Source organism: Rossellomorea vietnamensis, assembly GCF_001305855.1.
Lineage (GTDB): Bacteria > Bacillota > Bacilli > Bacillales > Bacillaceae_B > Rossellomorea > Rossellomorea vietnamensis_A.
In genome coordinates this window covers 63,293-89,411 of record NZ_LIXZ01000010.1, presented here as the reverse complement: position 1 = coordinate 89,411, position 26,119 = coordinate 63,293, and the positions used below count along the sequence as shown (strand labels likewise).

Genomic DNA, 26,119 nt, shown 5'->3' with positions numbered 1-26,119 from the left:
TTCATCTTTTTCGTTTCCATCATATGATTATACTTACAAATACATAAACGAAAGGGGAATAAATTATGAGTAGATTTGAAGAAATCATCAACCGGAAAGGCTCATCCTCCGTTAAGTGGGACCTCACAAAAACCGTGTTTGGAAGAGAAGATGTTCTTCCTATGTGGGTGGCGGATATGGATTTCCTTCCCCCTGACGCCGTGTTGGAAGCGCTCGGGAACAGACTGAAGCACGGAATCTTCGGCTACACATTTGTAGGGGATGAAACGGCTGCCAGCATTAAAGATTGGGTTCAAAAACGCCACGGCTGGGAAATCGAGACAACCTGGCTTCAATACAGTCCCGGAGTCGTTCCCGCAATATCAACGATCATTCAGGCACTCACTGTTCCCGGCGACAAAGTACTTGTCCAATCTCCCGTCTATACTCCTTTTTTCAGCCTGGTGGAGGATAATGACAGGGAAATTGTCAATGCCCGACTGCAGTACCACGAAGGAAGATACTCCATCGACTTTGATGCCTTTGAAGAATCCCTTAAAACAGGTGTGAAACTATTCCTTCTGTGCAACCCTCACAATCCGAGCGGACGGGTGTGGACGAAGGAAGAACTGACCAAAATGGCTGAATTATGTCATAAATACAACGTCTTGATCGTTTCAGATGAAATCCATTCAGATCTGGTTTATAAAAATCATACGCATACTCCCCTCGCCTCTCTACATGAGACATTCCGGGATATGACGATTACATGCATTGCACCGAGCAAAACCTTTAACCTGGCCGGGTTACAGGCTTCAGCCATGATCACTCCCAATGCTGAGATCAGGGAAAAGATCGCAGGTGTTCATAAAAAGCAAGGCTTCTTTACTCTTAATACACTCGGCATCATTGGAATGGAAACAGCCTATCGCCACGGAGAACAATGGTTAGAAGAAATCCTGGATTATCTGCAGGGAAATGTGACCGTCACGAAAAAATTCATTGAAGAGCATCTACCTGAACTGCAAGTGGTGGAAGCAGAAGGGACTTATTTGCTCTGGATCGATTGCACGAAGTTGAACCTATCCGATGATGAACTGAAGAATCGACTATTGGATAAAGGGAAACTCGCATTGGAACCGGGTAAGAAATATGGTCCCGGCGGGGAAGGCTTTGTGCGGATGAACATTGCATGTCCAAGAGAGACGTTGATGGACGGGCTGGAAAGATTGAGGTCCGCATTAAGCTGAATTAAAAATGTACCAGGGACGAATAATACGATTCTACCTGGTACATTTTTTTAACCACTATTTTTTATCGCTCTTGATCTCACCACAGGCAATGCGTTTACCTGAATCCCCCGAGGGTTGTGTCATCCCGTCGTCTTTGTTTTCATCAATGATGAGTGAAGTCCCTTCTTTAGTGAAGAGGGATGTCTTCCCCTTTGATAAGGTAACCATCGGTGCTATGAGCTTCACCTTCACCGTGCCGTCATCCCCCACGATGAGGTTGGGCAGATCTCCGCCGTGTGCCCCTTCAGGATGAAGCAGTCCGTGCTTCTTGTCATCAGGATTGAAGTGATTACCTGACGATACGAAATCCGGGCGCTTACAAACTCCTTTTTCATGAATATGGACTCCATGCTCCCCGGGAGGAAGTCCTTCGAGATCCAATGCGACTTCCACTCCGTCAGATTGCTCCTGAAGGGTGGCATTCCCCAGTGAATCACCGTTCTCATTTTTCATTTCCACTTCTAACTTTTGGGGATTTTCGATGGCACATCCGCTTGCAAGGAGTGTGATCATGACCATATATAATAGGGATAATTTTTTCATATCGCTCTTCCTCCATCTCTTCATACTCTTTCACCATTGTTGACTCCCATGGTGAAAATTATTCCTATTTCCATGAAGAGCTGCTGTATGAAGGACATCTATCAGGACGAAAAAAAACACGCTCAGGAGGCGTGTTTCGATTTTCTATTCTGTTCTCCTCTGAACCCTTGCTTCTTCTTCCATTTTCTTTGTTTTCAATTCTTCGCGTTTTGAAGCTTTCTGGATGATCCGGAATGTGAGCAGGGCAGCGATCATGAAGATGGCCATCGTGATGCCGGCCGGGATATATTCTGTCTTATCTTCGGGAAAGTAGAGAAATAAATTTAATACAAATGAAGAAAGCATGGTACGCTCCTTTCGAAAAACAAACTCTTTGTCCATTATAACAACTCTCATAAGGACAAACCAACTTCATATCGTCACCTTTTTTAACGATTTATTGAACGTCCACGCGACAATTTCCGAGGAAATACTCTTTTTTTCTCTCCAAAAAAACTGCGAACCCTACTTATGAGGTTCACAGCTTTTTAAGCTTTTATTTTACAACCTTGATATTTTCAATGATGACGTCTTCTTTTGGAAGATCGTTCGCCCCGACTTCTACGTTAGCGATCTTATCCACAATGTCCATCCCGTCAACCACTTGTCCAAACACAGTGTGCTTCTGATCAAGCCATGGCGTTCCACCATTCTCCATGTAGGCATCGACGATCTGTTCCGGGAAACCGGCAGATTTCATCTGGTCTTCCAACTGAGGGTCGATGTCACTTTTTTGTACAATGAAGAATTGGCTGCCATTTGTATCAGGTCCTGCATTCGCCATCGAAAGGGCACCACGGAGATTGAATAATTCAGGTGAGAATTCATCTTCAAATGATTCTCCGTAGATGCTTTCCCCACCCGTTCCGTTTCCATTCGGGTCTCCACCCTGGATCATGAAGTCCTTAATGACCCGGTGGAATTTCAAACCGTCATAATAACCATCTTTACTGTGTTTGATGAAGTTCTCCACAGTTTTAGGAGCCTGCTCGGGGAATAACTTGATCTTGATGGTTCCCATGGATGTTTTCATTTCTACTAATTTTTCGTTTTCAGCAACTTCTGTTGTCAGCTGAGGATAGGTCATATCTTCATCTCCTTTGGTTTCTTCTGTCGTTTTCTGCTTCTCGGATGCTTTCGGCTTGTCTTCAGTGGTATCTCCCTTTTCTGTTTGTCCACAAGAGGCAAGAACTAAACCTAGTAAACAGAGGGTAACGATCATTAAACGCTTCATATATGTACCTCCACATGTTACCTTTATAGTAGTTATTTCTCAGTTTCATTCTGCTTACATTATAATAGAGATTGATGTATTAGAGGAGGTTTTTTATGAAAAACATTCAAATTGGTGATTATGTCACAGCTTTTTATAAAACGGGAAAATACGTCGGGGAGGTCACGGGAGAGCGCCCTGGTGCCTTTGTCGTGAAGATTCATGCTGTCTTAAAGCATCCAAGGCAAGGCGACCTGCACAACCCTGCATCTGTGGATGTTCCCTTGTTTCATGAACGGAAAGCACTTGCCTACGGCGAGCGTGCCAACATGCCGGAGAAAATGGTCAAGCCATATGACGGAGAGATCCCGGATTACAATGAAACACTCATCCATTCATACGTAAAATTGAAGCAGGAACTTGATGCAGACGGTTCCCCCCACGCACAAAAGAGCCTTGAAACACTGCAATCGATTCAAAGGGAATACGAACTGATGTATAACCTCACATTTTAATAAAAGACGGGGGACGGACCTTCCTATGAAGGTCCGTCCCCCGTCTTTTCATGCAAGCTGGTTGTAGAATTTGGAGAGGTCGATTCTGTCTCCGATGGTGGTGGGCTCGGCTTTATCGAGGTATTTTTTGTCTTTTTCGACGAGGTTGTAGATGTGCTGGGTGGTGAGGGCATCATCCAACGCTTTATGGTGCTTTCCCACACCTTCCCTTCCATATTCCTGGACGGCTTTCCACAGCCCCGTCTGATTCTGATCACCGAAGAAGCGCTTATATTCCATGGATAAATCGACGAATTGAGCTTGGAAAGGAAATGGTATGCCGGACTGGGCGCAGTTATCGCGCAGTACCTTCATATCCATATTTCCCCACGTCACTACCTTCGCGACTCCCAAGTCATTCAGCCCTGTAAAATAATCAATCAGACATTGGAACGATATCCCTGAATCGACTTCATTCTGGCTGATCGATAAAAATCGTTTGCAGCGGTTGGTCAATTTGGGGAATGCAGTCGGTTTCACATAAGAGGAAAACGTATCTGACACTTTCCCATACTCTACCACTACTACCCCGGCTTCGATGATTTCAGGGAAGAAACCTTTGGGCACCCTATGTCGTTCCGGCATAGAAAACTCAAAATCTATAAACACAAGCTGTTCCGCTTTCGCCACGTAAACTCCCTCCTCAAAATGTAGATAAGACCCCAATTCATCTATAATAAAGAATTTATTCAGGATAATTCTATTTTCATTGCTTCATCCGAAAGGAGAACGGCATGAATCAAAAAATAGACATGCGCCTCATTTCTCCATACTTCTTATTCTTACATTATATCATGCTAAGTCCCGAAATTATGACTAATTACCGGTTTTCCATGCGAATAAATGTTATTCAGTGGACTAAGGACAAAATCTTTAATAAAATGAATATTTAGGTATACGAAATAAAAAAACATATAGAAGGTGTTAATCATTTCACAAAAAAGAAAGAATCTAACCATCATGCTCATGGCCAATTTTCTGGTAGCAGCCAGCGCAACAATGGTGCTGCCTTTTTTATCCCTTTACATCGAAACCTTTGGCACTTATAGTCACGAATATGTACAGCGCTGGTCAGGTTTTGTCTTTGGGGTTACATTTTTAACGGCGTTCTTCATATCTCCCTTATGGGGTCGGATCGGGGATCGTTTTGGATATAAACCGATCCTCCTCATCACAGGATACGGGATTGCAACCTCCATCTTCTTAATGGGGTTTATGCATTCCGTCGGGGGACTATTCATTCTGCGGGGGATCATGGGTGCAGTGACAGGGTTCATCCCTACCTCCATGGCACTCATTTCCTCCCAGACTCCTAAGGAAGAAGCGGGACGCACCCTTGGCACCCTTCAGATGGGAACCGTATCAGGCGGTTTATTCGGACCGGTGATTGGAGGACTGTTGGCGGATAATGTAGGATTTTCCTACACGTTCATCTTCACTTCCATCGCCATTGCCACTGCTGCGACCGTCGTACTTCTCGGAATCGATGAACAGAGAAGCAGGGAACAACGGGATCAACGAAACAAGTACTCGAGTAAAGAAGTGCTGCAGCATATCTTCAGTCATAAATTACTCGTGACGGTTCTGATCCTTTCCTGCCTGATTCAAGTCGCAAACTTCAGCATACAACCGCTTCTCGCCTTGTATGTTGATGAACTCACTTCTTCTAGTAACCTGGCATTTTTAGCAGGAATCTCCTTTTCTGCAACAGGATTCGGAAATTTGATTGCAACTAGACGATGGGGACAGCTCGGGGACGATATCGGGTATGAAAAAGTGTTATCCATCCTTCTCGTTCTCGCTGCCATCTTCATCGTTCCTCAGGCCCTGGCTGTCGAGCTTTGGCAGCTTGTCCTTTTCCGGTTCCTGTTCGGAATCGCGATCGGCGGCATGATTCCCTGTGTGACGGCATATATCCGTCAGGAAGCACCTTTGAGTATGCAGGGGGAAGTCCTTGGATATAATCAGAGCTTCCGGTTTCTTGGAAATGTTATCGGCCCGGCCTTTGGTGGCATCGTGTCCGGATATATTGGCATTTCTTCCGTTTTTTATGTAACAGGTGCTTTATTCTTGGGGGCATTTGGATTATTATGGTGGAGTATACATCATTCTGAAACCCCAAGCCATGTGAAAGATTACTAGAAAAGTAGAGTGACATATGAGAGTTTTTGCAGGTTATGTAACGGTGATTGGTTTTATGCTTATCTTTTTCACCACGTTATTTTTTGCGACGGGTGAATGGAACAAGGTTCAAAGTTTTCAACAGGAATTGGAGCATGCAGTGAGTACCGATTCCATCGACCTGAATCGTACAAGCTTATTACTTGATCAAGACGGTAAGGTCTTTTCTGAAGTGAACCGGCCTTACCGTCTATATGTGCCGGACGAGAAGATCCCACCATTCCTAAAGGATATACTCGTCGCATCTGAAGATCAGCATTTTTACGAACACGTCGGTTTCGATGCCGGCGCAATCCTCCGGGCTGTCGTGAAAAATCTGGTGTTCACCCATATCCAGCAGGGCGGGAGCACCATCACCCAACAGCTCGCCCGGAACTTATATCTTGGACAGGAAAAAACGTATAATCGCAAACTGACTGAATTGTTTTATGCCCATCAAATTGAACAATCCTTATCAAAGGATGAAATACTGGAGTTATATATGAACGTCATTTACTTCAGTAATGGAGTATACGGGATTGAAACAGCCTCCCAATACTATTTTCAAAAAAGTGTCACCGACCTTAATCAGGCAGAGATGGCGTTCATCGCTTCGATCCCGAATAATCCGGGTAAATATGATCCCGTTGACCATTTCGATCAAACGAAGGTTCGTCAGGAGCGACTCCTCGATATTCTCGTGAGCACGTCAAAATTATCGAAGGATGAAGCGGAGAAATTAAAGAAGATACCGATCACCCTGAATGTCCGGAAGAAGACCGACCTCTATCCTGACTATGCCTTTTATGTAGAAAACGAGCTAAAGGAACTGATCGCTCTAAACGAAGGCTATAAGCTGGAACTGGAAAACGCCGCTTCTGAAGAGGAAAAGAATAAAATCGCCAAGAAGCTCGAGAACCGCTTCCAGGATGTGATTTCATCTGGTGTCCGGATTCAAACGGCATTGCAGCCTGCTCTTCAACAAAAAAGTGTTCGGGCTTTGAATGAGCATCTGAATGAAGAATTACAGGGAGCGACTGTCACCATCGACAACAGTTCAAGAAGGATCGTTGCCTTATCCGGGGGCAGGGATTACAAGAAGTATAACTTCAATCATGCATTTCAAGCCTTCAGACAGCCAGGTTCGGTTATTAAACCGCTGCTCGTATACGGTCCCTATATCGAGAAATTCAAGGCCGGCATCAATGACAAAGTCAATGCCAATCAATACTGTGTCGGAGACTATTGCCCGATCAACTACGGAGGGATCCAGCCGGGTACGGTGACATTGAAACAGTCCATGGCGCAATCCTATAACGGATCGGCGCTTCGTCTCATGGAAAAAACCGGTATAGAAAAAGCCTTCCAATCCATCTCCCCTTTTTCCTTTGAAAGGGTGATAAAAGAAGATAAAACCTTTGCCTCTTCCATCGGCGGATTCACTTATGGGATGAGTCCCCTGGAATTGACGGATGCCTATACCTCTTTTATTGACGGTCGTTATCAGGAGAGTCATGCCATCGTTTCAGTCAGTGACAATAAAGGAAACATTCTTTATCAATGGAAAAAGGACCCGAAGGAAGTCTGGTCACCAGATACCACTGCCAAAATAAGAAAAATGCTCAATGAAGGGGCGACAGCCGGTACCGGAAGAGCCGCGTACGTATCAAAACCCTTTGTGGGAATCAAGACCGGAACGACCAACAACTATCATGATTATTGGGTGATCGGTTTGACCGACACACTTACGACAGGCGTTTGGGTCGGCCATGATATTCCCCGTAATATGAGCGAAATCGAACGCCAGCGTCCAAGCCACAAAGTGTGGCAGGAAATCATGGAATGACCACACATCAAAAAGAGCGTCTGCAGCATGTGCTGAAGACGCTCTTTCTATTTATAATTTCACCTTCGACATAATCGGCAGACTTGCCATCACTCCGTTATAAAGCTTCAAAAACACAAAGAAAATCGTCAAAAATAACGAAGACCAGGAGAACACCTGCAAACTCACCACTCCGAAAATCCCCCATTTCGAGAGGGACGGACTTATTTTATACACAAAGTAGATAAAATAAGCAAGGGAACTAAGTGCAAATATGATGAAAAGCCCTATAAAAGACTTTAGACTCACCACAGACATCAAGCCCCCGATGAAGTAAATCATAGAACCTGTGCGAACAAGATTATACAACTGCCCATCAGAATCCGTGGCAAAAAACAGCATGGATACCCCATTGATGGTTTCCGCAATCAGTTTTAAAGCCGCGAACACCATGAAGAAGGCGACCATTAGCAGGATCAAAATGGCAAGCTTAAGCTGTATATCGGATAAAAACTCCCTCATGCCCGGGTAGACACCGATTTTTTTAAATAAGTCCACGAAGATCCCCACTCCATAAACGGAAAACGTCAGACTAAACAATAGTATCGAAAAAAGGGGTAAATAACTTGTTAAGTATGTATTTTTCACTCGAAACTCTCCCATAACGATTCTTCATCCACTCTCATCATAATCGTTTATGGAGATCTTGAAAAGGGTATAGGAACAGAAGGAACAATGACAATATGCCTATCTATCCTTAACGCCTACAAACAAAAAACGCCCCTTCTTTTATGGAAGAAAGGGCCGCTTCATTGAAGGTAATTAGAATGGGGTACCACTCTGATATATTCCCTCGATCCAAATGGTTGTCGCCCGCGAGCGGGTTCTTGCGTCATTTCCTCTTCCACTTCTTCATTTTCACCATATTGAACCGGTTTGATATTCATACTCGTCGGGTCTTCGGTCTCAATGATACCCCGATTGAATCGATCTTCGGTTTCCACCATCCACGCAAAGCCAAAAAAAGCAAAAAATATGGTCGTAACCGCTACTGTTTTCTTTTTCATAACTTCACCACCTTATGGATAGGATTCTCCAATTTGACCGAAACTATTCTGGAAGTATCGAGATTCGAGGAGAAAATCCAACAATTTTTTCTACGTGCATTTCCACGTATCTTCATATTTAATACTTCTTGAAAGTTGTGATATGAATGGGATGCTGAGGCATGCAAGCATTTATTTTTTACGTTATAATGCTCTTTGAGGTTCAGCTTCGGTCGAGTAATGAAGAATGTTGCCGATTATTGAATAAGGTTGACATGAGACCATGTTGAGAATAAACGATTATAATAAGAGGGGGGTTTTAAATGACTTTATTACATTGGGCAATTGTATCGCCTTTTTTATTTGCGATACTCATTCCATTTCTATATAAAGCATTTCGGAATGTACATACCGGCTGGTTCGTACTATTGCTGCCGGCAGCTTTATTCACGTACTTTTTTCAATTCATCTCCATTACGAGAAATGGGGATGCGGTCAAGGAAACCTTGGAGTGGATGCCTTCCTTCGGGATCAACTTCACCGCTTACGTAGATGGTCTTGGATTGCTTTTTGCCATGCTTATCACGGGGATCGGTTCATTGGTTGTCCTTTACTCCATTTATTACTTAGATAAGAAGAAGGAGCAATTACATAACTTTTATGTATACTTGATGATGTTCATGGGAGCGATGTTGGGCGTTGTCCTTTCCGACAACCTGATCGTTCTTTATATGTTCTGGGAATTCACTTCTATTTCATCATTCTTATTGATCGGTTACTGGTACCACCGTGAGCGTTCAAGATATGGAGCACAAAAATCGATGCTCATCACGGTATTTGGAGGACTCAGCATGCTCGGAGGTTTCCTGCTCCTCTATCTGATGGGCGGGACTTTCAGCATCAGGGAATTAGTCGGACAGTCTGATCAGCTCATGACACAGGCGCTATTCCTTCCTGCCTTGCTTCTTGTACTGTTGGGAGCTTTCACGAAATCCGCTCAGTTTCCATTTCACATCTGGCTGCCGGATGCCATGGAAGCACCTACTCCGGTCAGTGCATACCTGCACTCTGCCACGATGGTTAAAGCAGGTATTTATCTTGTTGCCCGCTTGAGTCCTGTATTTGCAGAATCAAGCGTTTGGCTATGGCTCGTTGGCGGCGTAGGGATTTTCACTTTATTCTGGGGTTCTTTCAACGCCGTGAAACATACGGATTTAAAGGCAATCCTTGCTTTTTCCACCGTCAGTCAACTGGGCCTCATCATGTCCCTGTTGGGAGTGGGGGCAGCGGCTCTTCACTACACGGAACTGGATGAAAACATTTATATGGTGGCCACACTCGCAGCCGTATTCCATTTGATCAACCACGCGACCTTCAAAGGAAGTTTATTCATGGTCGCAGGGATCATCGATCACGAAACAGGCACCCGGGATATCCGGAAGCTTGGGGGACTGATGAACTTTATGCCCATCACGTTCACCATTGCCATCATCGGAGCCTTCTCCATGGCCGGGCTTCCTCCATTCAACGGATTTCTTTCTAAGGAGATGTTCTTCACAGGAATGGTCAGGGTGCTTGACATGGATATTTTCAACCTGGATACATTCGGCATGATCTTCCCGCTCCTTGCCTGGGTAGGAAGTGTGTTCACGTTTATCTACAGCATGATCCTGGTCTTCAAAACCTTTACAGGGAAGCACCAACCCGAGAAACTTGAAAAGAAACCGCATGAAGCACCGCTCGGGATGTTGATCTCACCGATCATATTGGCTTCACTCGTGGTCATCTTCGGTTTCTTTCCGAATATCCTGTCAGAGCGGATCATCGCGCCGGCAGTGGAGGCAATCACGCCAAGCCTGATCCAAGAGGGACATGCCGTCGAAACGCATATTTCATTCTGGCATGGGTTTACACCTGAACTATTCATGACATTTGGGGTCATTCTATTCGGAATCCTGTTGTATCTCCTGCTTCCTTCATGGAAAAAGGTATATACATGGATTCCTGAGCGCTTTACGTTGAATTCTTTCTATGATGGAGGACTGATCAAGAGCGAGCGTGGCGCCCACAATTTTACAAGCGGCTATATGACAGGCTTTATCCGTACGTACCTGGTGTACATCTTCTCCTTCTTCATTGCCATATCATTGTTTGCACTGTGGTTCAAAGGGGCGTTCACCGTCAATACGGAAGAGCTTGCGCCGGTCGGAGTATATGAGATTGCCATTGCGCTTCTCCTTGTGATCAGTTCGGTCACCATCCTGTTTGCGAAATCACGGCTGACGTCCATCATTTCGCTTGGAGCTGCAGGATATACGGTTTCATTATTCTTTGTGTTATTCCGTGCACCGGATCTTGCCCTGACACAGCTCGTCATCGAAACCGTGTCGGTGGCCCTGTTCTTACTTTGCTTCTATCATCTGCCTAAATTAAGCAGGCATGAAGAACGTATGCGGTTTAAACTCGGGAATGCCCTCATTTCGATCGGGGTCGGGGTGGTCGTCGCATTATTTGCCATCTCTTCCTACAGCTCGAAAATGTTTGAGTCCATTTCGAAGTATTATATTGAGAATACCCATGATAAAGCCGGCGGGGAAAACATGGTCAACGTTATCCTCGTAGACTTTCGCGGATTTGATACCATGTTTGAAATCTGCGTCTTGGCCATTGCGGCACTCGGCATATTCTCCATGATTAAATTGCGCCTTACAAGGAGGGATGAAGGATGAAAACAAAAGTAAAAACGAATGATGTCATCCTGCAGACCGTTACCAATGTGGTCGCATTCATCATCATCCTGTTCTCGTTGCGCCTTTTCTTCTCGGGTCACTACACCCCGGGGGGAGGATTCATCGGGGGCTTGATGACGTCGGGAGCCATTGTGTTACTGCTACTCGCTTATGACATCAAGACCGTCGCCACCATTTTACCGGTGGATTACAAGATCATCACGGCGATCGGACTGTTCTTTTCAGTGGCCACGGGTGCCGGGGCATTGTTATTCGATGTTCCTTTCCTCACCCACGCGTACGATTATTTTCACCTTCCCTTATTAGGGAAGACATCGCTGCACACGGCCGTTCTCTTTGACACTGGCGTGTATCTGGTGGTCATAGGGGTCACCATGACCATTATTCAAACGATTGGGGTGAGCGAATAATGGAAATCATCATGGCCGTCGTCGTCGGAATTCTATTCACAAGCGCCGTGTACTTAATGTTATCCAAGAGCTTGCTCCGGATCATCATCGGGACAGCCCTATTAAGCCACGGTGCCCATTTATTGATCCTTTCCGTCAGTGGACTTAAAGGAGGAGCTGCGCCTCTTCTTGGGGAACACGCTGAATCGTATGTAGACCCTTTGCCACAGGCATTGATCCTGACGGCAATCGTCATCAGCTTTGGAGTGACAGCTTTCTTCCTCGTTCTCGCTTATCGGGCATATCAGGAGCTTGGCACGGATAATATGGATCAGATGAGAGGTAACGAAGGAAATGACTAACTTATTAATACTACCGATTCTAATCCCGTTATTCACGGCGATTATCTTAATGTTTATCAGCAAATATGTGAAACTGCAACGAGGGATTTCAGCTCTGTCAACACTGGGTACAGTCGCAGCATCCCTTGTACTGATCAATACGGTTCACCATGACGGAATCCAGACGGTGAACCTCGGAAGCTGGGAAGCTCCTTTTGGGATCACCCTCGTGTCCGACATGCTCTCTGCCTTACTTGTGACTACGACAAGTATCATAGCCCTTGTCGTTCTCTTCTACTCGTTTAAGTCGATTGGAGTGGACAGGGAGCGATTCTACTATTATCCCGTCGTTCAGTTTCTATTGGTTGGAGTGAACGGGGCTTTCACGACAGGTGATATCTTCAACCTATTCGTCTTTTTCGAAGTAATGCTTATGAGTTCTTATGTACTGCTGGTCCTTGGCGGGACGAAGGCGCAGCTGCGTGAAGGAATTAAATACATTCTGGTGAATGTCATCTCCTCTGCCCTATTCGTCATTACCGTTGCATACTTATATTCAGTCGTTGGAACCCTGAATATGGCGGATATTTCGAGGAAAATAGCCGAAGTGGATCAGCCGGGCATCATCACGAGCATCGCTATCCTGTTCCTCTTAGTCTTTGGCCTTAAAGGTGCAATCTTTCCTCTGTACTTTTGGCTGCCCGGCTCATACAGTGCTCCTCCGACACCGGTCCTTGCATTGTTTGGGGCACTGCTTACAAAAGTCGGAGTTTATTCGATCATACGGACATACACACTATTTTTCTATCACGATACCGGTTTCACCCATGAGATCCTGAGCATGCTTGCGATCCTCACCATCGTACTCGGCTGTATCGGTGCCATTGCCTATTGGGATGTTAAGAAAATCATCATCTATAACATCATCATTGCCGTCGGGGTCATTCTATTCGGGGTATCGACCATGAATCCTGAAGCGATGGAGGGTGCGATTTATTACCTTATTCATGACATGATCATCAAGGCCGCTTTATTCCTTCTGATCGGCGTCATGATTGCCATCACAGGCACGACCAACCTGAAGAAAATGGGCGGATTGATCAAGCACTATCCATGGCTTGGATGGACGTTCCTTGTTGCCGCATTCTCCCTTGCCGGGATCCCGCCTTTAAGCGGTTTTATCGGTAAATTTTTAATCTTGCGGGGAAGCTTTGCAGCAGAATCCTACGTAGGTGCAGGTGTCGTTCTTGCATCCAGTCTTTTGGTGCTCTACTCTGTCATCAAGATCTTCGTGAATGGTATTTGGGGAACCCCGAAGGAATATAACGGAGTGTCAAAGGGAGACGCCCGTTACTTATGGATGACGTCTGCTGTACTCGTCGTTCTGGCTGTAGGTTACGGCCTTGGAGCAGAAGCGATGCGTCCACTCTTTTCACAAGCAACCGAAGTACTGGTGAATCCGAATCTCTATATAGACGCAGTGTTAAAGGAGTAATGCAGAATGGCTTTTCAAATTTTATTAAACTTTTTCCTGGCCTTTGTCTGGATGTTTCTTTCGGTATCCTTTACTTCTCAGTCATTCTTTATTGGCTTTTTACTAGGATTGCTTGTTATCTTTGCATTCAGAAGATTTTTCAACTCCCGGTTTTATTTATTGCGGGTGGCTGCCGTGATCAGTTTATTCTTCCTGTTCTTGAAAGAACTGATCATGGCAAACATCTCAGTGTTAAAAACGGTTCTGAAACCGAAGTTGGACTTCCAGCCGGGCATCTTCGCTTTACCGACAGAATTGAAGACCGATTGGGAGATTACGCTCTTGGCGAACCTGATCACACTGACACCTGGGACACTGGTCATGGATGTGTCGTACGACAACAAGATTCTTTATGTTCATGCCATCGATATGCCGGATGTCGATGAAGCCATCAATGAAATAAAGGATTCGTTTGAAAAAGCCATCATGGAGGTGAGCCGCTAATGTTACATCTGATCTTTCAAATCACGTTATTATGCGTCTCCATATCCATGCTAGGCCTCGTTTACAGAGTGGTGAAAGGTCCCACAATCCCTGACCGGGTAGTGGCACTCGATGCAATCGGGATCAACTTGATCGCCATCATTGCACTCGTTTCGATGATGCTCGATACGTACGCTTTTCTAGAAGTGATCCTGCTTCTCGGAATCCTTGCTTTCATCGGAACCGTCGCCTTTTCAAAGTTTCTGGAGAAAGGGGAGATCATCGAACGTGAGCGAGATCATTAGATTTTTCATTGGATTCTTTTTAGTCATTGGCGGATTTCTCAGCCTGGTCACGGCTTTCGGCGTATTGAGACTTCCCGATGTATATACGAGAAATCATGCTGCTTCTAAAAGTGCGACGCTCGGGGTCATGTCGATCCTGCTCGCCACATTTCTTTACTTTTATCTGGAGCATGGTCATTTCAATTCAAGACTGATCCTGGCCATCGTCTTCATCTTTGTCACAGCGCCGGTTGCCGGACATCTCATCTCGCGTGCCGCCTATAATACCGGCGTCAAACTGTGGGACAAAAGTGTACGGGATGATTTAAAGGATAAAGAACAATATGAGCGTCAGAACAGTCAATAAGGAACACAAAAAGGCTTGACCCGATTTGTTAAAGGGTCAAGCCTTTTTCTATTTCCTAGCGCTGATACAAGTGCTCTTCAACGCTTCCGTCCTCTTTATGCACAACGAGAGTCCCGGAATGATCCGTCACATAGTCTTTCGCTTTCGAAAGGAGTTTGTCCTTTGTATTCTCAACCAGGATGGCCCTCTTCCCGTCGGCCTTCTTTAACTGCCAGCCGTCGTCATGTGACGTGATGTGATATTCGGTCTTATCCGATATATCCCCCTCTTCAGATTGATGAGCACGGTCAGTGGCGATGGCAATCGCCCTTCCCTCTTCATATCCTTCATCCAAAAGGGCATTGGCAATCTCGATGGCTTTGTTCCGTACGTCCGCAGGCAGGTTCTTCAGTGAATCAGGGTAATCATTTCTTGTCCAACTCATTTGTATTGGCCTCCTAATGTATTGGTTAGTAATTGATTTCCCATTTCTTCACTGATTAAACATTTCAGTTTGCCGTCAGCGTTTCGGGACCACTGCCATCGTGCAGCGTGATACACAGATTAATTGATCCTCTTCGTCTGTGATCTTAATGTCCCATACCATCGTGGTCCTGCCCTGATGCATGACCGTTCCCGTCGCTGTGACGATGCCTTCCCGTTTCGCTTTAATGTGATTCGCATTGATTTCAAGGCCGAAGCATATTTCTTTCTCCAGGTCGATCAATTGTACCGCCCCTACACTCGCAACCGTTTCTGCAAGTGCAACCGAAGCCCCGCCATGAAGGAAGCCGAAGGGCTGTCTCGTCTGTTCATTCACGGGCATCGTCGCGATGACCTTACCCTTTCCCAGTTCTACAAATTCAATCCCTAATGCACTGATTAATGTATTTTCCGTATTCACGTGAATTCCCCCATATCATAGTATTCTCTACTACCTTTTCGAGAAAAATGTGTGAAAATCCTCTATTTCCCTGTCCCGTCCTTCCTGCCTTCGATTGATGAATAATCCGTTGAACAGTTTCATACATATCCTTAGAGCATTTTTAACGAAAGGGGTTTTAAGTTATGTATCGGTACCACCCTTTTTATCCACCTGTTCAACGCCCCTACTCGCCTGTCCACTCGAGGGCCCAGGCTATTCCATTGCATAATCGGAACTACCCTCCTGTCGAAACGAAAACATTCATGAGTTCGGCAGGTAAAACGTTGAACTTACTGGGAGATGCCCAAAAGGTGCTTCAGAAAATCAACACATCCAAAGAGTTTTCCTCGAAATTTATGAATGCAGCACAGCAATCGAATGTCCCTGAAGTACATAAACTACTTCAAACCATTGGTACAAGGGTACAGCCGATTGTATCGTTCAATCCCGATGGAGTCCGCCTCGTATTTGACGAAAAGCTGGGGCAGGTGGATTGCTGCCACTTAATCGTGATCGTTCGTTGGATGTGAAGAGAATAATGCTGATGCACAAAAAAGAAGCGAGGGAGCCCCGCTTCTTTTCTTTATAAAATGATCGCTGCAATCCAGCCGAACAGGATCAGTGGAATATTATAGTGTAAAAAGGTAGGGACACATGTATCCCAGATATGATTATGCTGGCCATCGGCATTCAGTCCCGCGGTAGGTCCAAGCGTACTGTCTGATGCAGGAGACCCTGCGTCCCCAAGTGCACCTGCTGTACCGACAATCGCAATCGTTGCGAGAGGGCTGAATCCAAGCTCCACGGCAAGTGGGACGAAGATGGCTGCAATGATTGGAATCGTGGCAAATGAAGAACCGATACCCATTGTCACCAGGAGCCCCACGACGAGCATGATGAGGGCAGCCAGAGCCTGGTTTCCGCCGATGACATCAGCCGTCGCCTTTACCAATTTCTCTACATCACCCGTTTCCGATACCACTGCTGCAAAACCGGATGCCGTGATCATGACAAAGCCGATAAAGGCCATCATTTTCATTCCTTCATTCAGTAACCCGTCTGCTTCCTTCCATTTAACCGATCCTGATAGATATAGGACCGCAATACCTGCGAGCGCCCCAAAGATCATCGATTCCAGCTGAAGCTGAACGTATAAGGCGACTACGATTGAAATGATGGCGAACACCATCGCCCTTTTATTGTAAACAACCTTTTCATCAGCAATGACTTCTTCAGCTTCACTGTAGTCCCTGGGCTTGCGATAACTCACAAACACAGCAATCAGTAATCCGATCACCATTCCTCCTATAGGGAGGAGCATGGCTTTCGGAATATCGCTCATGTTGATTTCCATTCCACTCGATGCCATGTTCTGAGCGATGATTTCATGGAACTGCAGTCCGAATCCAACTGGCAAAAGAATATACGGAGCCGTCAACCCAAACGTGAGCACCGATGCGATCAAGCGTCTATCGATCCGTAACTCCGTCATCACCTTCAATAAAGGCGGAATCAGAATCGGAATAAAAGCGATGTGAATTGGAATCACATTTTGAGAAAAACAAGCCATGATTAAAATAGAAATAACAATAAGTGCTTTCGAAAGGGCTGTCTTTCTTGAATCCCCTTTTTTCCCGACGACCTTCAATACCCAGTCAACGAGTAGATTCGGAATTCCCGTATAGGAAATCGCCACCGCAAATCCACCAAGCAGGGCATAACTTAATGCGATGCTCGCCCCACCGCTAATTCCCTCTGTAAAGACGGATATAGTCTCGTCCAATCCCAGTCCGCCCGTCAGTCCCCCGACAAACGCACCGGTAATCAGAGCGAATACGACGTTCACACGCGCAAGACTCAATACGAGCATGACCAGTACCGCTATCACAACTGCGTTCATAACTGCTTCCTCCTTTAGATCCTTCGTTTATCGTTTCGTTACTTTAGTTCGCTAAATTGGTAGAGTAATAAAATCACGATTTCAACTTTAACAAGATAAAGAGATTTTGTCAATACTTTAGCAGGGTGAAAGATGGAGTGGGAATTTTTTCATAGGTTTGTGTGTGGTTGCGGGGGGTCCGTCCCGGGAGGAAGTAGTTTCCATTAAATGTTAATCGGCTGGTTTTTTTCATATTTCGGCTGGATTCAGTTCCATTTCGGCTGGATTTTTCGTCACTTCAGCTGGTTTTTGACCAATAATGGCCGGATTTTTCATATTTTGTGCTGGATTCCCACCCCAACGACGACCGGATTCACTAGTATTACGTCGTATTTGCGTTGTCATCAAGTGATGAGATACGTATAAAACGGCCTGGGTACCTGGTAATTGCGTCATTTTCCACTGTGATTGCGTCGATTTTCAAATTATTGCGTCATTCCTAACCGGAATTGCGTCATTATTTCTTTATTTGCGTCATTTACCAGTTATACCCAATCCCTCCCCATTTCACACCGACCCACCTCCTGCCAAACATAAAAAAAGAGCCTCCTTCCAGCACCACAAACTCTGGCACTGAAAAAAGACTCTTCCGTCGTGCAAATAACATTATTTCTCTAAAGGCACAAATCGTTCGACCAGTAAGGCAAGGGTTCTTGCCATGACGCCTGTGGCCCCTGAAGGTCCGAGATCATGGCTTCCTTTCGTTGTAGCCGTACCAGCGATGTCCAGGTGTACCCAAGGAAGTCCTTCGGCGAATTCACCGACGAAGGCTCCACCCATGATGGCATGGCCTGCACGTCCCGGTGAGTTGTTCAAATCGGCAATATCACTTCCGCGGACCCGCTTTTTATCATTTTCCGTATAAGGAAGACGCCAGATAAATTCACCTGATTCCCCTGAAGCTTCCAGCACCTGCTCGAAGAATGCTTCATGATTTGTAAGGGCACCGGTTTTATCCTCACCAAGAGCCACGATGACTCCACCTGTCAAGGTTGCAACATCCACTAAATAGTTGGCTCCCTGATGCTTTGCATAGGTCATTCCGTCAGCAAGCGCGAGACGCCCCTCTGCGTCCGTATTTAATACTTCAATGGTTTTACCGCTCATGGAGGTAATCACATCGTCCGGCTTGAATGCAGAGCCGCTCACCATATTGTCCGTTGACGGGATGACGGCAACGACATTTTGTTCCGGTTTGATCTCACCAATGATTTCCATGGCACCGAGTACTGCCGCTGCGCCGCCCATATCGGTTTTCATACCGACGATTCCGTCTTTGGGCTTCAGGGAGTAGCCGCCTGTGTCAAACGTGATCCCTTTCCCGACTAAACCGATGACATCTTTCCAGTCCTCTTTCCCGTTGTACTTAAGGACGATCATCTTCGGAGGTTCAACGGATCCCTGGTTCACGGCTAGAAGTGCGCCCATTCCGAGGTGCTCCATTTCTTCCTTGTCTAGGATTTCCACCTCGAAGTTGTATCTTTCAGCCAGTTCCAGAGCGTACTCCGCCAATTTAGTCGAGGTTAATAGATTACCAGGTGTGTTCACCAGTGTACGGGCTGAGTTCACTCCATTCCCGAAGGCAGAACCGATGTGTAAAGCCGTCTCGACTTCTTTCGAATCTCCATTTGTATAAAATTCGATCGCTTCAACATGTACTTCCGGTTCATTTGATTTCTTCTTATAGCCGTGGAATTCATAGGTAGACATCGTAAAGGCTTCCATGAAGGCATGAGCCACATCCGTTGCCGCCATCTCCTCAGAAACAAATGTGTCGAGTGCGACAGAAAAAGAGGACACTTTCATATTTTTTAAAGATTTGGACGCAGAGCCCAATGATTCTTTTAATAGATCAAACGTAAGGTCCTTTTGTTTTCCAAGTCCTACGAAGACTATTCTTTTCGCTTCTAGTTTTCCAAACGTATGTATCTTGGATACTTTCTTGTGCTTGGAAGAAATGTCCCCATCCTTCACAAGTTGTGTAAGATAGCCTTCAAACTTATGATCGAGCTCTTTCAACTCTCCTTCGAATGTCGGCTGATTGTAAATACCTACGATCAGGCATTCTCCATTTGCATTGGTTACTTCATTTTGATTGATCGAAAATTTCATTTTCACAGACACCTCCACTCTCTATTATAGCGGAGATGTCCAATTATTTCGACTTTCTAACAATCTACTTGGCAACGTTATACGACGGGGGAATAGGGTATGATATAATGAGAACATTATTTTTATTCAATCAATTGAAAGGGTGGCATTTCACAGCATGGAAGTATTGTATAATTTTCCATTATGGGCGTCTTTATTTTCCATCTTTTTTGCTCAATTTGTAAAGGTTCCCATTCAGTTTATCGCGACGAGGGAATTGAATTGGTCATTGATCACCTCGACAGGCGGGATGCCGAGTTCCCATTCAGCAGCCGTGACTGCATTATCGACCGGGGTCGCCCTTGAAGTAGGACTCTCTTCTCCTATTTTCGCCGTATCTGCCATGTTTGCCATCATTACGATGTTTGATGCAACGGGTGTCAGAAGGCAGGCAGGAGAGCAGGCGATTGTCCTCAATCAATTGATGGTGGACTTCCAGCGATTCATGTCAGAAGCCAAAGGCTGGCAGAACAAACCTGAACAGGAGAAGCGCAAGGAGCTGAAGGAATTACTTGGACATAAACCTATAGAAGTATTCTTTGGCGGACTTTCAGGAATCATCCTGACCCTTCTGCTTCATTATTTATTCATCGTCTAGGAGTGTGAGCATGAAAATCGTTTCCATTTGCCCCAGTAATACAGAAATCATTGATTATCTGGGATTGACACCCCTTCTTGCAGGCGTCGATGATTACTCCGATTATCCCAGGGAGGTAAAGTCCCTCCCACAGCTCGGACCGGACCTGTCGATTAACATGGATAAATTGGAGTCATTGAAGCCGGATCTGGTGTTTTCATCCTTAAGCGTACCTGGTATGGAAAAGAATATAGAAGAACTTGAAAGAAGAAATATACCCCACATCACCTTGAATCCCCAGAGTTTTACTGACATTGCCGATGATCTCTTAACAGTGGGAAAAGCGTGCGGGATCGAAGAACATGCCTTAAAACGGCAACAGGAATTCATGGATACTGTCGAACGTTTAAAGACAATCGGAAACAAGGTTTCAAATCCTCCTTCCCTATATTGGGAGTGGTGGCCTAAACCGGTCTTCACCCCCGGGAGGGTCAACTGGCTGACCGAATTAAGCACAATGGTCGGGGCCCGGAACCTTTTTGAAGATGTGGACTTGGCAAGTGTTCAAACCGAATGGGAAGACGTATTAAAGCGTAACCCGGATTACATCTGCCTGGCATGGGTAGGTGTGCAACAAAGCAGGGTCAAGCCTGAGATCGTGAAGAAACGCCCTGGTTGGAATACACTTGATGCAGTACAAGAAGACCGAATTTTTGTCCTGGAAGAAGCACTCTATTGCAGGCCATCCCCTCTTTTGTTGAAAGGGGCCGAGAAACTTGCACGGTTGCTGCATCCTGGTTTGTATAATGATTCTGCGATCTGATTCACATAAAAGAACATGCCTGCTCACGCTTAGGCGAGCAGGCATGTTCTTTTTCTTTGTCCTTAACGATTCCTCATTCCATCAGTTCTTATGAACCGAGGCATCATATATCGAATCAACAGCCTTTTTCAACGCTGCATCAAACTCTTCCTGTGATTGATCGGCGTACAGATCAGCAGCCAATGCCCTGGAGAAGCTTGCAATCACCCCGTCATTTTCCTTCAGCTTTTCATTCGCTTCATCGCGGGAGTAGCCTCCGGAAAGTGCGACGACCCGCACGACACGTGGATGTTCAACCAGTTTTTTATACGCATTCGCTTTCGTCGGAATTGAGAGCTTCAGCATGACGTTTTCCTCTTCTGATAATTCATTCAAGTGTTTCAAAATTTCATCGCACAAAATCTCTTCAGATTTTTCCTTTTGTTCGCTGTGAATGTTGACTTCAGGTTCTATGATCGGAACCAAACCGGCAGCAATGATGCGTTTTCCAAACTTGAATTGCTGTTCTACGACTTCTTTGATGCCGCTCGTGTTCGGTTCATGAATGACTGAGCGCATTTTCGTACCGAAAATCTTCCGTTCAGAGGCACGGCGCAGAGTCTCATCCAAGTCAGGGATCGGTTTCATGAGCTGTACACCATTTTCCTCTTCCGCCAGTCCTTTATCCACTTTCAGGAAAGGGACGATGCCTTTATCTGCAAGGTAATCCCCTGTATATTGACCTTTGATTTCCCGGTCCATCGTTTGTTCAAACAGAATGACCCCTAGGATCCTATCGGGGCTGAAAGATGGGGAAGTGATGATTCTCGTCCTCATTTCATGGACCTTATCAAACATTTCGTCTTCATTTGAGTAGGAGTCTTCCTTCACGCCGTACCCTGCCAATGCCTTCGGCGTACTGCCGCCGCTTTGATCAAGCGCCGCGATGAATCCCTTTCCGTTCTTCATTTTGTCGAATTGACTTTTGTTCATATCTTCCACTCCTTTTGGTTTCGAATCTCACTTTACTTTTTCCCTTTTTACACTGTTGCTAAACTGATTGCACCTTTTCTTAGCTGATGTGCCCCTCTACCCAAGGCAGGCGGCACATAAATAAAGCACGCAGTTCGACTGCGTGCCCGTCTCTATTCCTTTTCAGGTGATAGTATCTGCTGCCTGAAGACTTGCATCGATTTGTTCTCATTAAGATCGGTCAAATCCTTTTCGGATAACTCACCCGTACCCATCTGGACCACGTAGACGTCCAGGGTCTGCTTGCCCCATTCATTATAAACGTCGTCCACTGTTTCATAATACAGGTCTACTTTATTTCCTTTGATCGCGCTCCCTGTATCGGCTACGACCCCATATCCATAATGCGGGATAAACAGGATGGTACCGATTGGATAGACGGAAATATCCGCTGCGATCGTCGAATACAGATCACGCTTCACCTTCACTCCCGAATATGTAATGCCGTAAAGGGGATGACCAGGGTCCTTCCCCGTCGATTCAACGCCGGCAGTATAGCCCGTCGCTACAACCGTATGTTTCGTATATTGATCCCAATCAATGGATTCTTCCAATGTTGCAGGCTTAACAGAAGCACTGGCTGACACTTTTGTCTCATTGCCTGTAAACCTTTTAAGAAACTTGAATGACAAATTCAGGGGATTTGTCTTATGCTCTTTATCTTGGAGACTCTTTAGATCATTGTCACCCTTGTCCATCATCCAGGTTTTCAAGGTTTGCGCCTCTACTCCCGACACCGATTGAAAGGTCGTGGCGAGTGCAAGGATAAACAAACTGACCATAACGAATCTTTTTGTCCAAATTTTAAACAGATTCATGTATTCACTCCTCCCACCCTACATACTTCCCATTCGGGAGGAGATATATGCATAAATTGATAAAAAAATCGAATAGTTTCAATATTTGGAAATTATTTGAAGTGGACTTTTCGTTGAAAATCCCCCGTTAAAGCGGGGTGATTCTTTCCTTCAACTAGTATGTTCCATCCTCTAAAATACTTACTTAGATAAAAATAAAAAATCCGTTCAACCTCGGGACTTACGTTCCCGGTTAAACGGATTTGGTTAGAACATTCGGTATCCTTTTGCTCTTAGTATTCTCATTACGATGCCTGACAGGATGGCTCCTGCGAGGCCGCTTCCGAGAATGACGAGATCGGCTACGGCCAAGTGGCTGAGTCTTGTCCCAAGTTCTGAAAAAGACTCCCCTGCATTTCGGAAATAATCTATAACACGCACTTCGTCTACGATAAAAATAACGACAATCGGATAAATGATGGCCATGATCCACGTCATGCGCAATAACATATTTAACAAAAACCCTATTCCGAAAAATAGAACAAAAAATAGAAGCATCGATATAATCATTACATGTATAGGCATTTCAAATTACACCTCCATAACACTAAAGAATAGTGTACCCCGAGTGAAATGTAAGCGTCAATATTTTCAGGGAAAGATTTGTCACTTATTCACAAAATAAACTTATTTTCATCCGGACATAAAAAAAGACCCAACAACGGTTTCCATACTTCACAAGGGAAGTATCCACCTTCGTTAGGTCTCTTTTCATTCTCTATCCTTTAGGGGGTTATTTCTGTTTCCCGCTGCCTCCGCAGCACGGACACGTTTCAGAACCACCCAATACTAACTGAAAGTATCCTTTTCCTGAACAATAAAGACAGTATTTCGTTTTAGCATTCGCAGTAGCTCTCATTTTTCCCTCTCCCTTTTCTTTAATTTCTTAATTTTCTGATAATATATCATCTATCCTAAATAAAGAAAAGGGACATTATAGGGGATGTACCTTTAAGAAAGCGAATACATTTATGTTTTTCTTTCATTATCTCTTTCTTTCGTAAATTTTACAGAATTTTATAAAAATAAATGATATTCTGTGTAGGCGAACTGCTCCCCTGGATTGATGCCTTCTATCATATTCAATTTCTGTTGAGAGCCCATGCGTTTGATCATCTCATGCACCATCACGGATGTCTTCTCATCTGCCAGTAGTTCCTGAGGGGACTTCCACTGGACATCCCATAATTCAGCTTCTTCTTTTTCAATAGAAGAAATTCCCTCATTCTCCAGCAGAAAAATCATCATATTGTCGCTGATGTCCTGTTGGATGACCCCTGATCTTACACCGATGATCCCTTTGATGGTCGTATGTAATCCCGTTTCTTCCTTCACTTCTCTTATGACTGCTTCATCGACTGTTTCCCCGGCGTTCACAAATCCTGCTGGAAGGGACCACATCCCTTTCAATCCGCTGTATTTCTTCTTGACCACCAGCCATCTACCATGTTCATCAATGACCAGACCTGCAACGGCCAACCATACCTTACCCCTTTTCATTATAAGCACCTCCCTCTACATTCTCCCATAATAAAAAGCAGAGTGGAATCCACTCTGCTTTCATTCAATCATTCAAGACTTAAAAGAACTTGAATTTTCCTTTTTTGAACACTAGAGATGGTCCACCAACCATGTAAAGAGCACGGTTGTCGACTACCTTCTTCATGAAGGAAGCTTTTGTACCAGTGATTTTCTTGCCGTAAACGACACCAATTGCATCATCTTCACCAAGGGAACATACTGTACCTTTGATGTCTGGAGTGAATAATTCCAGATCCTCTTTACCGTGCAGTAAAGAAGCGATGTTGCGGGCACAAACTTCACCTTGTTGCATGGCGATCTGTGCAGTCGGCGGGTAAGGACGATCTGTTTCTTCATTGATCATCAGTGAACAGTCACCGATGATGAAGATGTTATCGTGGCCTGGTGCGCGAAGATCTCTGTTGATTTTCACGCGGGCACGCATGTTTTCGATTCCAGCTCTTTCGATGACGGAGTTACCGCGGACACCTGCAGCCCATACAATCGTACCGGCTTTGATTTCTTCGACTTCATCTTCACCTTTGGCGATTACAACGCTGTCTGCTTTAGCTTCTTTTAGTGGAGTTCCGATATGGAATTCCACGCCTTTTTTCTCAAGCTTGGCACGGGCGTATTTCACAAGCTCCGGATCGAATCCAGGAAGGATCATTGGCGCAGCTTCCACACATACGATTCGTACTTTCTTACGGTCGATATCATATTCATGGCAAAGCTCAGGAACACGGTTACCAAGTTCTCCAAGGAATTCGATACCAGTGAAACCTGCTCCACCGACAACGATGGTCAAGCGTTCATCGTTCAACTCGCCTTCGTTCTTATACGTAGCAAATTGTAATTCAATGTGCTCACGGATTTGACGGGCAGAGTTGATGTTTGAAATCATGAATGCATGCTCGTGAAGGCCTTGAATTCCGAATGTTTCTGATTCTGCACCAAGTGCTACGACCAGGTAATCGAATTCTACTTCGCCTTCACCCGTGATGACTTTCTTCTCTTCCACTTTGATATCTTCCACAGTCGTTTGCAGGAAGTTCACTTTGCTCGTGTTAACAACATCTTTCACGTCGTAGCGCACACGATCATGATGAAGCGTACCTGCGGAAGCTTCGTGTAACCAAGTGGTTTCATAGTGATAATCGTTCTTATTAATTAAAATAATTTCTGCTTCATTTGTTCCAAGTTGCTTTTGAAGACGGGTAACCGTCATTAATCCACCATAACCTGCACCTAATACAACGATTCTTGGCTTTCTCAACTGAATCACATCCACCTTTTTTTGATAAATTTGCTTTGGATACTATTAGAGTCCTCCACATTATGCGTTTTTATCCCGTTCAATATGATGCTATTATCTTTTTCCCTATAAAAAGGAAACTAAAACAAATCAAACGCGATGTTTTTTCCTCATTGAAAAAGGAAATAGAGTATAAAAAATATGAGAACAAAAGTATGTGACCTTTTTCACGAACTATTCCATAGCCCTGCGAAAATTGTCATAAATCCTTAACAATATGTCTACATTACATAATATTCTTTTTGTGATGTATTTTCAAGATGTATATCGTAAATTGAAAAC

At 44.9% G+C, this 26,119-nt stretch carries 30 protein-coding genes; 14 read left to right on the top strand and 16 right to left on the bottom strand.

Annotated features, from left to right (window positions below; genetic code table 11):
* The first annotated feature begins 65 nt into the window (after window positions 1-65).
* Complete coding sequence (locus tag AM506_RS13945; RefSeq protein WP_060673098.1) at window positions 66-1,229, top strand: MalY/PatB family protein; 1,164 nt, start codon at window positions 66-68, stop codon at window positions 1,227-1,229.
* Between the two features lie 57 nt (window positions 1,230-1,286).
* Here AM506_RS13945 and AM506_RS13940 read toward each other — a convergent pair whose 3' ends face one another.
* The 3 genes from AM506_RS13940 to AM506_RS13930 form a co-directional block, all read right to left on the bottom strand.
* On the bottom strand, window positions 1,287-1,814 hold the full coding sequence (locus AM506_RS13940; protein ID WP_060673097.1) for a superoxide dismutase family protein: 528 nt from the start codon (window positions 1,812-1,814) through the stop codon (window positions 1,287-1,289).
* Between the two features lie 144 nt (window positions 1,815-1,958).
* Window positions 1,959-2,159 (bottom strand): hypothetical protein, encoded by a 201-nt coding sequence (locus AM506_RS13935; protein WP_060673138.1) that lies wholly within the window; start codon window positions 2,157-2,159, stop codon window positions 1,959-1,961.
* 190 nt (window positions 2,160-2,349) lie between these two features.
* Entirely contained in the window at window positions 2,350-2,940 is a 591-nt protein-coding gene (locus AM506_RS13930; protein ID WP_430341074.1) for a peptidylprolyl isomerase, read from the bottom strand.
* Between the two features lie 242 nt (window positions 2,941-3,182).
* Here AM506_RS13930 and AM506_RS13925 point away from each other — a divergent pair, with 242 nt between their 5' ends.
* The gene (locus tag AM506_RS13925; RefSeq protein WP_060673095.1) at window positions 3,183-3,581 is read left to right on the top strand and encodes a kinase-associated lipoprotein B; all 399 of its coding nucleotides are present in this window, start codon (window positions 3,183-3,185) and stop codon (window positions 3,579-3,581) included.
* A 48-nt stretch (window positions 3,582-3,629) separates the two neighbouring features.
* Here the strand turns inward: AM506_RS13925 and kapD are convergent, their stop codons facing one another.
* Window positions 3,630-4,250: a 3'-5' exonuclease KapD gene (gene kapD, locus AM506_RS13920; protein ID WP_060673094.1), complete on the bottom strand. Its 621-nt coding sequence runs from the start codon at window positions 4,248-4,250 to the stop codon at window positions 3,630-3,632.
* 300 nt (window positions 4,251-4,550) lie between these two features.
* Between kapD and AM506_RS13915 the strand changes: the two genes are divergently transcribed.
* Window positions 4,551-5,762 (top strand): MFS transporter, encoded by a 1,212-nt coding sequence (locus AM506_RS13915; protein WP_082386375.1) that lies wholly within the window; start codon window positions 4,551-4,553, stop codon window positions 5,760-5,762.
* A 16-nt stretch (window positions 5,763-5,778) separates the two neighbouring features.
* The gene (locus AM506_RS13910; protein WP_060673092.1) at window positions 5,779-7,626 is read left to right on the top strand and encodes a transglycosylase domain-containing protein; all 1,848 of its coding nucleotides are present in this window, start codon (window positions 5,779-5,781) and stop codon (window positions 7,624-7,626) included.
* Window positions 7,627-7,677: 51 nt separating this feature from the next.
* On the opposite strand, the gene AM506_RS13905 is transcribed toward AM506_RS13910, so the two are convergent.
* Window positions 7,678-8,253 (bottom strand): DUF5366 family protein, encoded by a 576-nt coding sequence (locus AM506_RS13905; protein ID WP_060673091.1) that lies wholly within the window; start codon window positions 8,251-8,253, stop codon window positions 7,678-7,680.
* A 161-nt stretch (window positions 8,254-8,414) separates the two neighbouring features.
* The gene (locus AM506_RS13900; protein ID WP_060673090.1) at window positions 8,415-8,672 is read right to left on the bottom strand and encodes a hypothetical protein; all 258 of its coding nucleotides are present in this window, start codon (window positions 8,670-8,672) and stop codon (window positions 8,415-8,417) included.
* A 302-nt stretch (window positions 8,673-8,974) separates the two neighbouring features.
* Between AM506_RS13900 and AM506_RS13895 the strand changes: the two genes are divergently transcribed.
* The 7 genes from AM506_RS13895 to mnhG are packed head-to-tail and all read left to right on the top strand — an operon-like array spanning window position 8,975 to window position 14,739.
* Window positions 8,975-11,380, top strand: coding sequence for a Na+/H+ antiporter subunit A (locus tag AM506_RS13895; RefSeq protein WP_060673089.1), 2,406 nt, complete (start codon window positions 8,975-8,977; stop codon window positions 11,378-11,380).
* Window positions 11,377-11,811 (top strand): Na(+)/H(+) antiporter subunit B, encoded by a 435-nt coding sequence (locus AM506_RS13890; protein ID WP_034763813.1) that lies wholly within the window; start codon window positions 11,377-11,379, stop codon window positions 11,809-11,811. The genes AM506_RS13895 and AM506_RS13890 overlap by 4 nt, the downstream gene beginning before the upstream one ends.
* On the top strand, window positions 11,811-12,152 hold the full coding sequence (locus AM506_RS13885) for a Na(+)/H(+) antiporter subunit C (RefSeq protein ID WP_034763810.1): 342 nt from the start codon (window positions 11,811-11,813) through the stop codon (window positions 12,150-12,152). The genes AM506_RS13890 and AM506_RS13885 overlap by 1 nt, the downstream gene beginning before the upstream one ends.
* Window positions 12,145-13,626 carry a Na+/H+ antiporter subunit D gene (locus tag AM506_RS13880; protein WP_060673088.1) on the top strand — a complete coding sequence of 494 codons (1,482 nt, stop codon included), beginning with the start codon at window positions 12,145-12,147 and terminating at the stop codon, window positions 13,624-13,626. Before AM506_RS13885 ends, AM506_RS13880 begins: the two co-directional genes overlap by 8 nt.
* A gap of 6 nt (window positions 13,627-13,632) precedes the next feature.
* Entirely contained in the window at window positions 13,633-14,109 is a 477-nt protein-coding gene (locus AM506_RS13875; protein ID WP_060673087.1) for a Na+/H+ antiporter subunit E, read from the top strand.
* Window positions 14,109-14,393 carry a Na(+)/H(+) antiporter subunit F1 gene (locus AM506_RS13870; protein ID WP_034763802.1) on the top strand — a complete coding sequence of 95 codons (285 nt, stop codon included), beginning with the start codon at window positions 14,109-14,111 and terminating at the stop codon, window positions 14,391-14,393. The genes AM506_RS13875 and AM506_RS13870 overlap by 1 nt, the downstream gene beginning before the upstream one ends.
* The gene (gene mnhG, locus AM506_RS13865; RefSeq protein WP_060673086.1) at window positions 14,377-14,739 is read left to right on the top strand and encodes a monovalent cation/H(+) antiporter subunit G; all 363 of its coding nucleotides are present in this window, start codon (window positions 14,377-14,379) and stop codon (window positions 14,737-14,739) included. The genes AM506_RS13870 and mnhG overlap by 17 nt, the downstream gene beginning before the upstream one ends.
* 55 nt (window positions 14,740-14,794) lie before the next feature.
* Here mnhG and AM506_RS13860 read toward each other — a convergent pair whose 3' ends face one another.
* Together AM506_RS13860 and AM506_RS13855 are read right to left on the bottom strand one after the other, a co-directional pair.
* Entirely contained in the window at window positions 14,795-15,163 is a 369-nt protein-coding gene (locus AM506_RS13860; RefSeq protein ID WP_060673085.1) for a DUF2188 domain-containing protein, read from the bottom strand.
* Window positions 15,164-15,238: 75 nt separating this feature from the next.
* Window positions 15,239-15,622 carry a hotdog fold thioesterase gene (locus AM506_RS13855; protein WP_060673084.1) on the bottom strand — a complete coding sequence of 128 codons (384 nt, stop codon included), beginning with the start codon at window positions 15,620-15,622 and terminating at the stop codon, window positions 15,239-15,241.
* Window positions 15,623-15,786: 164 nt separating this feature from the next.
* On the opposite strand from AM506_RS13855, the gene AM506_RS13850 reads away from it, so the two are divergent.
* Entirely contained in the window at window positions 15,787-16,173 is a 387-nt protein-coding gene (locus AM506_RS13850) for a hypothetical protein (protein WP_060673083.1), read from the top strand.
* Between the two features lie 53 nt (window positions 16,174-16,226).
* Here AM506_RS13850 and AM506_RS13845 read toward each other — a convergent pair whose 3' ends face one another.
* Window positions 16,227-17,543 carry a Na+/H+ antiporter family protein gene (locus AM506_RS13845; RefSeq protein ID WP_060673082.1) on the bottom strand — a complete coding sequence of 439 codons (1,317 nt, stop codon included), beginning with the start codon at window positions 17,541-17,543 and terminating at the stop codon, window positions 16,227-16,229.
* A gap of 645 nt (window positions 17,544-18,188) precedes the next feature.
* Window positions 18,189-19,694: a leucyl aminopeptidase gene (locus tag AM506_RS13840; RefSeq protein ID WP_060673081.1), complete on the bottom strand. Its 1,506-nt coding sequence runs from the start codon at window positions 19,692-19,694 to the stop codon at window positions 18,189-18,191.
* Window positions 19,695-19,851: 157 nt separating this feature from the next.
* On the opposite strand from AM506_RS13840, the gene AM506_RS13835 reads away from it, so the two are divergent.
* Window positions 19,852-20,331 carry a divergent PAP2 family protein gene (locus AM506_RS13835; RefSeq protein ID WP_060673080.1) on the top strand — a complete coding sequence of 160 codons (480 nt, stop codon included), beginning with the start codon at window positions 19,852-19,854 and terminating at the stop codon, window positions 20,329-20,331.
* Between the two features lie 10 nt (window positions 20,332-20,341).
* Complete coding sequence (locus tag AM506_RS13830) at window positions 20,342-21,133, top strand: ABC transporter substrate-binding protein (RefSeq protein ID WP_060673079.1); 792 nt, start codon at window positions 20,342-20,344, stop codon at window positions 21,131-21,133.
* 81 nt (window positions 21,134-21,214) lie between these two features.
* On the opposite strand, the gene AM506_RS13825 is transcribed toward AM506_RS13830, so the two are convergent.
* The 6 genes from AM506_RS13825 to AM506_RS13805 form a co-directional block, all read right to left on the bottom strand.
* Entirely contained in the window at window positions 21,215-22,105 is an 891-nt protein-coding gene (locus AM506_RS13825) for a fructose bisphosphate aldolase (protein ID WP_060673078.1), read from the bottom strand.
* Between the two features lie 152 nt (window positions 22,106-22,257).
* Window positions 22,258-22,962 (bottom strand): 3D domain-containing protein, encoded by a 705-nt coding sequence (locus AM506_RS13820; RefSeq protein WP_060673077.1) that lies wholly within the window; start codon window positions 22,960-22,962, stop codon window positions 22,258-22,260.
* Window positions 22,963-23,208: 246 nt separating this feature from the next.
* The gene (locus AM506_RS13815; protein ID WP_060673076.1) at window positions 23,209-23,526 is read right to left on the bottom strand and encodes a YuiB family protein; all 318 of its coding nucleotides are present in this window, start codon (window positions 23,524-23,526) and stop codon (window positions 23,209-23,211) included.
* A gap of 208 nt (window positions 23,527-23,734) precedes the next feature.
* On the bottom strand, window positions 23,735-23,860 hold the full coding sequence (locus AM506_RS22805) for a YuiA family protein (RefSeq protein ID WP_159362729.1): 126 nt from the start codon (window positions 23,858-23,860) through the stop codon (window positions 23,735-23,737).
* Window positions 23,861-24,018: 158 nt separating this feature from the next.
* Complete coding sequence (locus tag AM506_RS13810; RefSeq protein WP_060673137.1) at window positions 24,019-24,504, bottom strand: NUDIX domain-containing protein; 486 nt, start codon at window positions 24,502-24,504, stop codon at window positions 24,019-24,021.
* A gap of 76 nt (window positions 24,505-24,580) precedes the next feature.
* Window positions 24,581-25,798, bottom strand: a complete 1,218-nt coding sequence (locus tag AM506_RS13805; protein WP_060673075.1) for an NAD(P)/FAD-dependent oxidoreductase — start codon at window positions 25,796-25,798, stop codon at window positions 24,581-24,583.
* Window positions 25,799-26,119 lie beyond the last annotated feature (321 nt).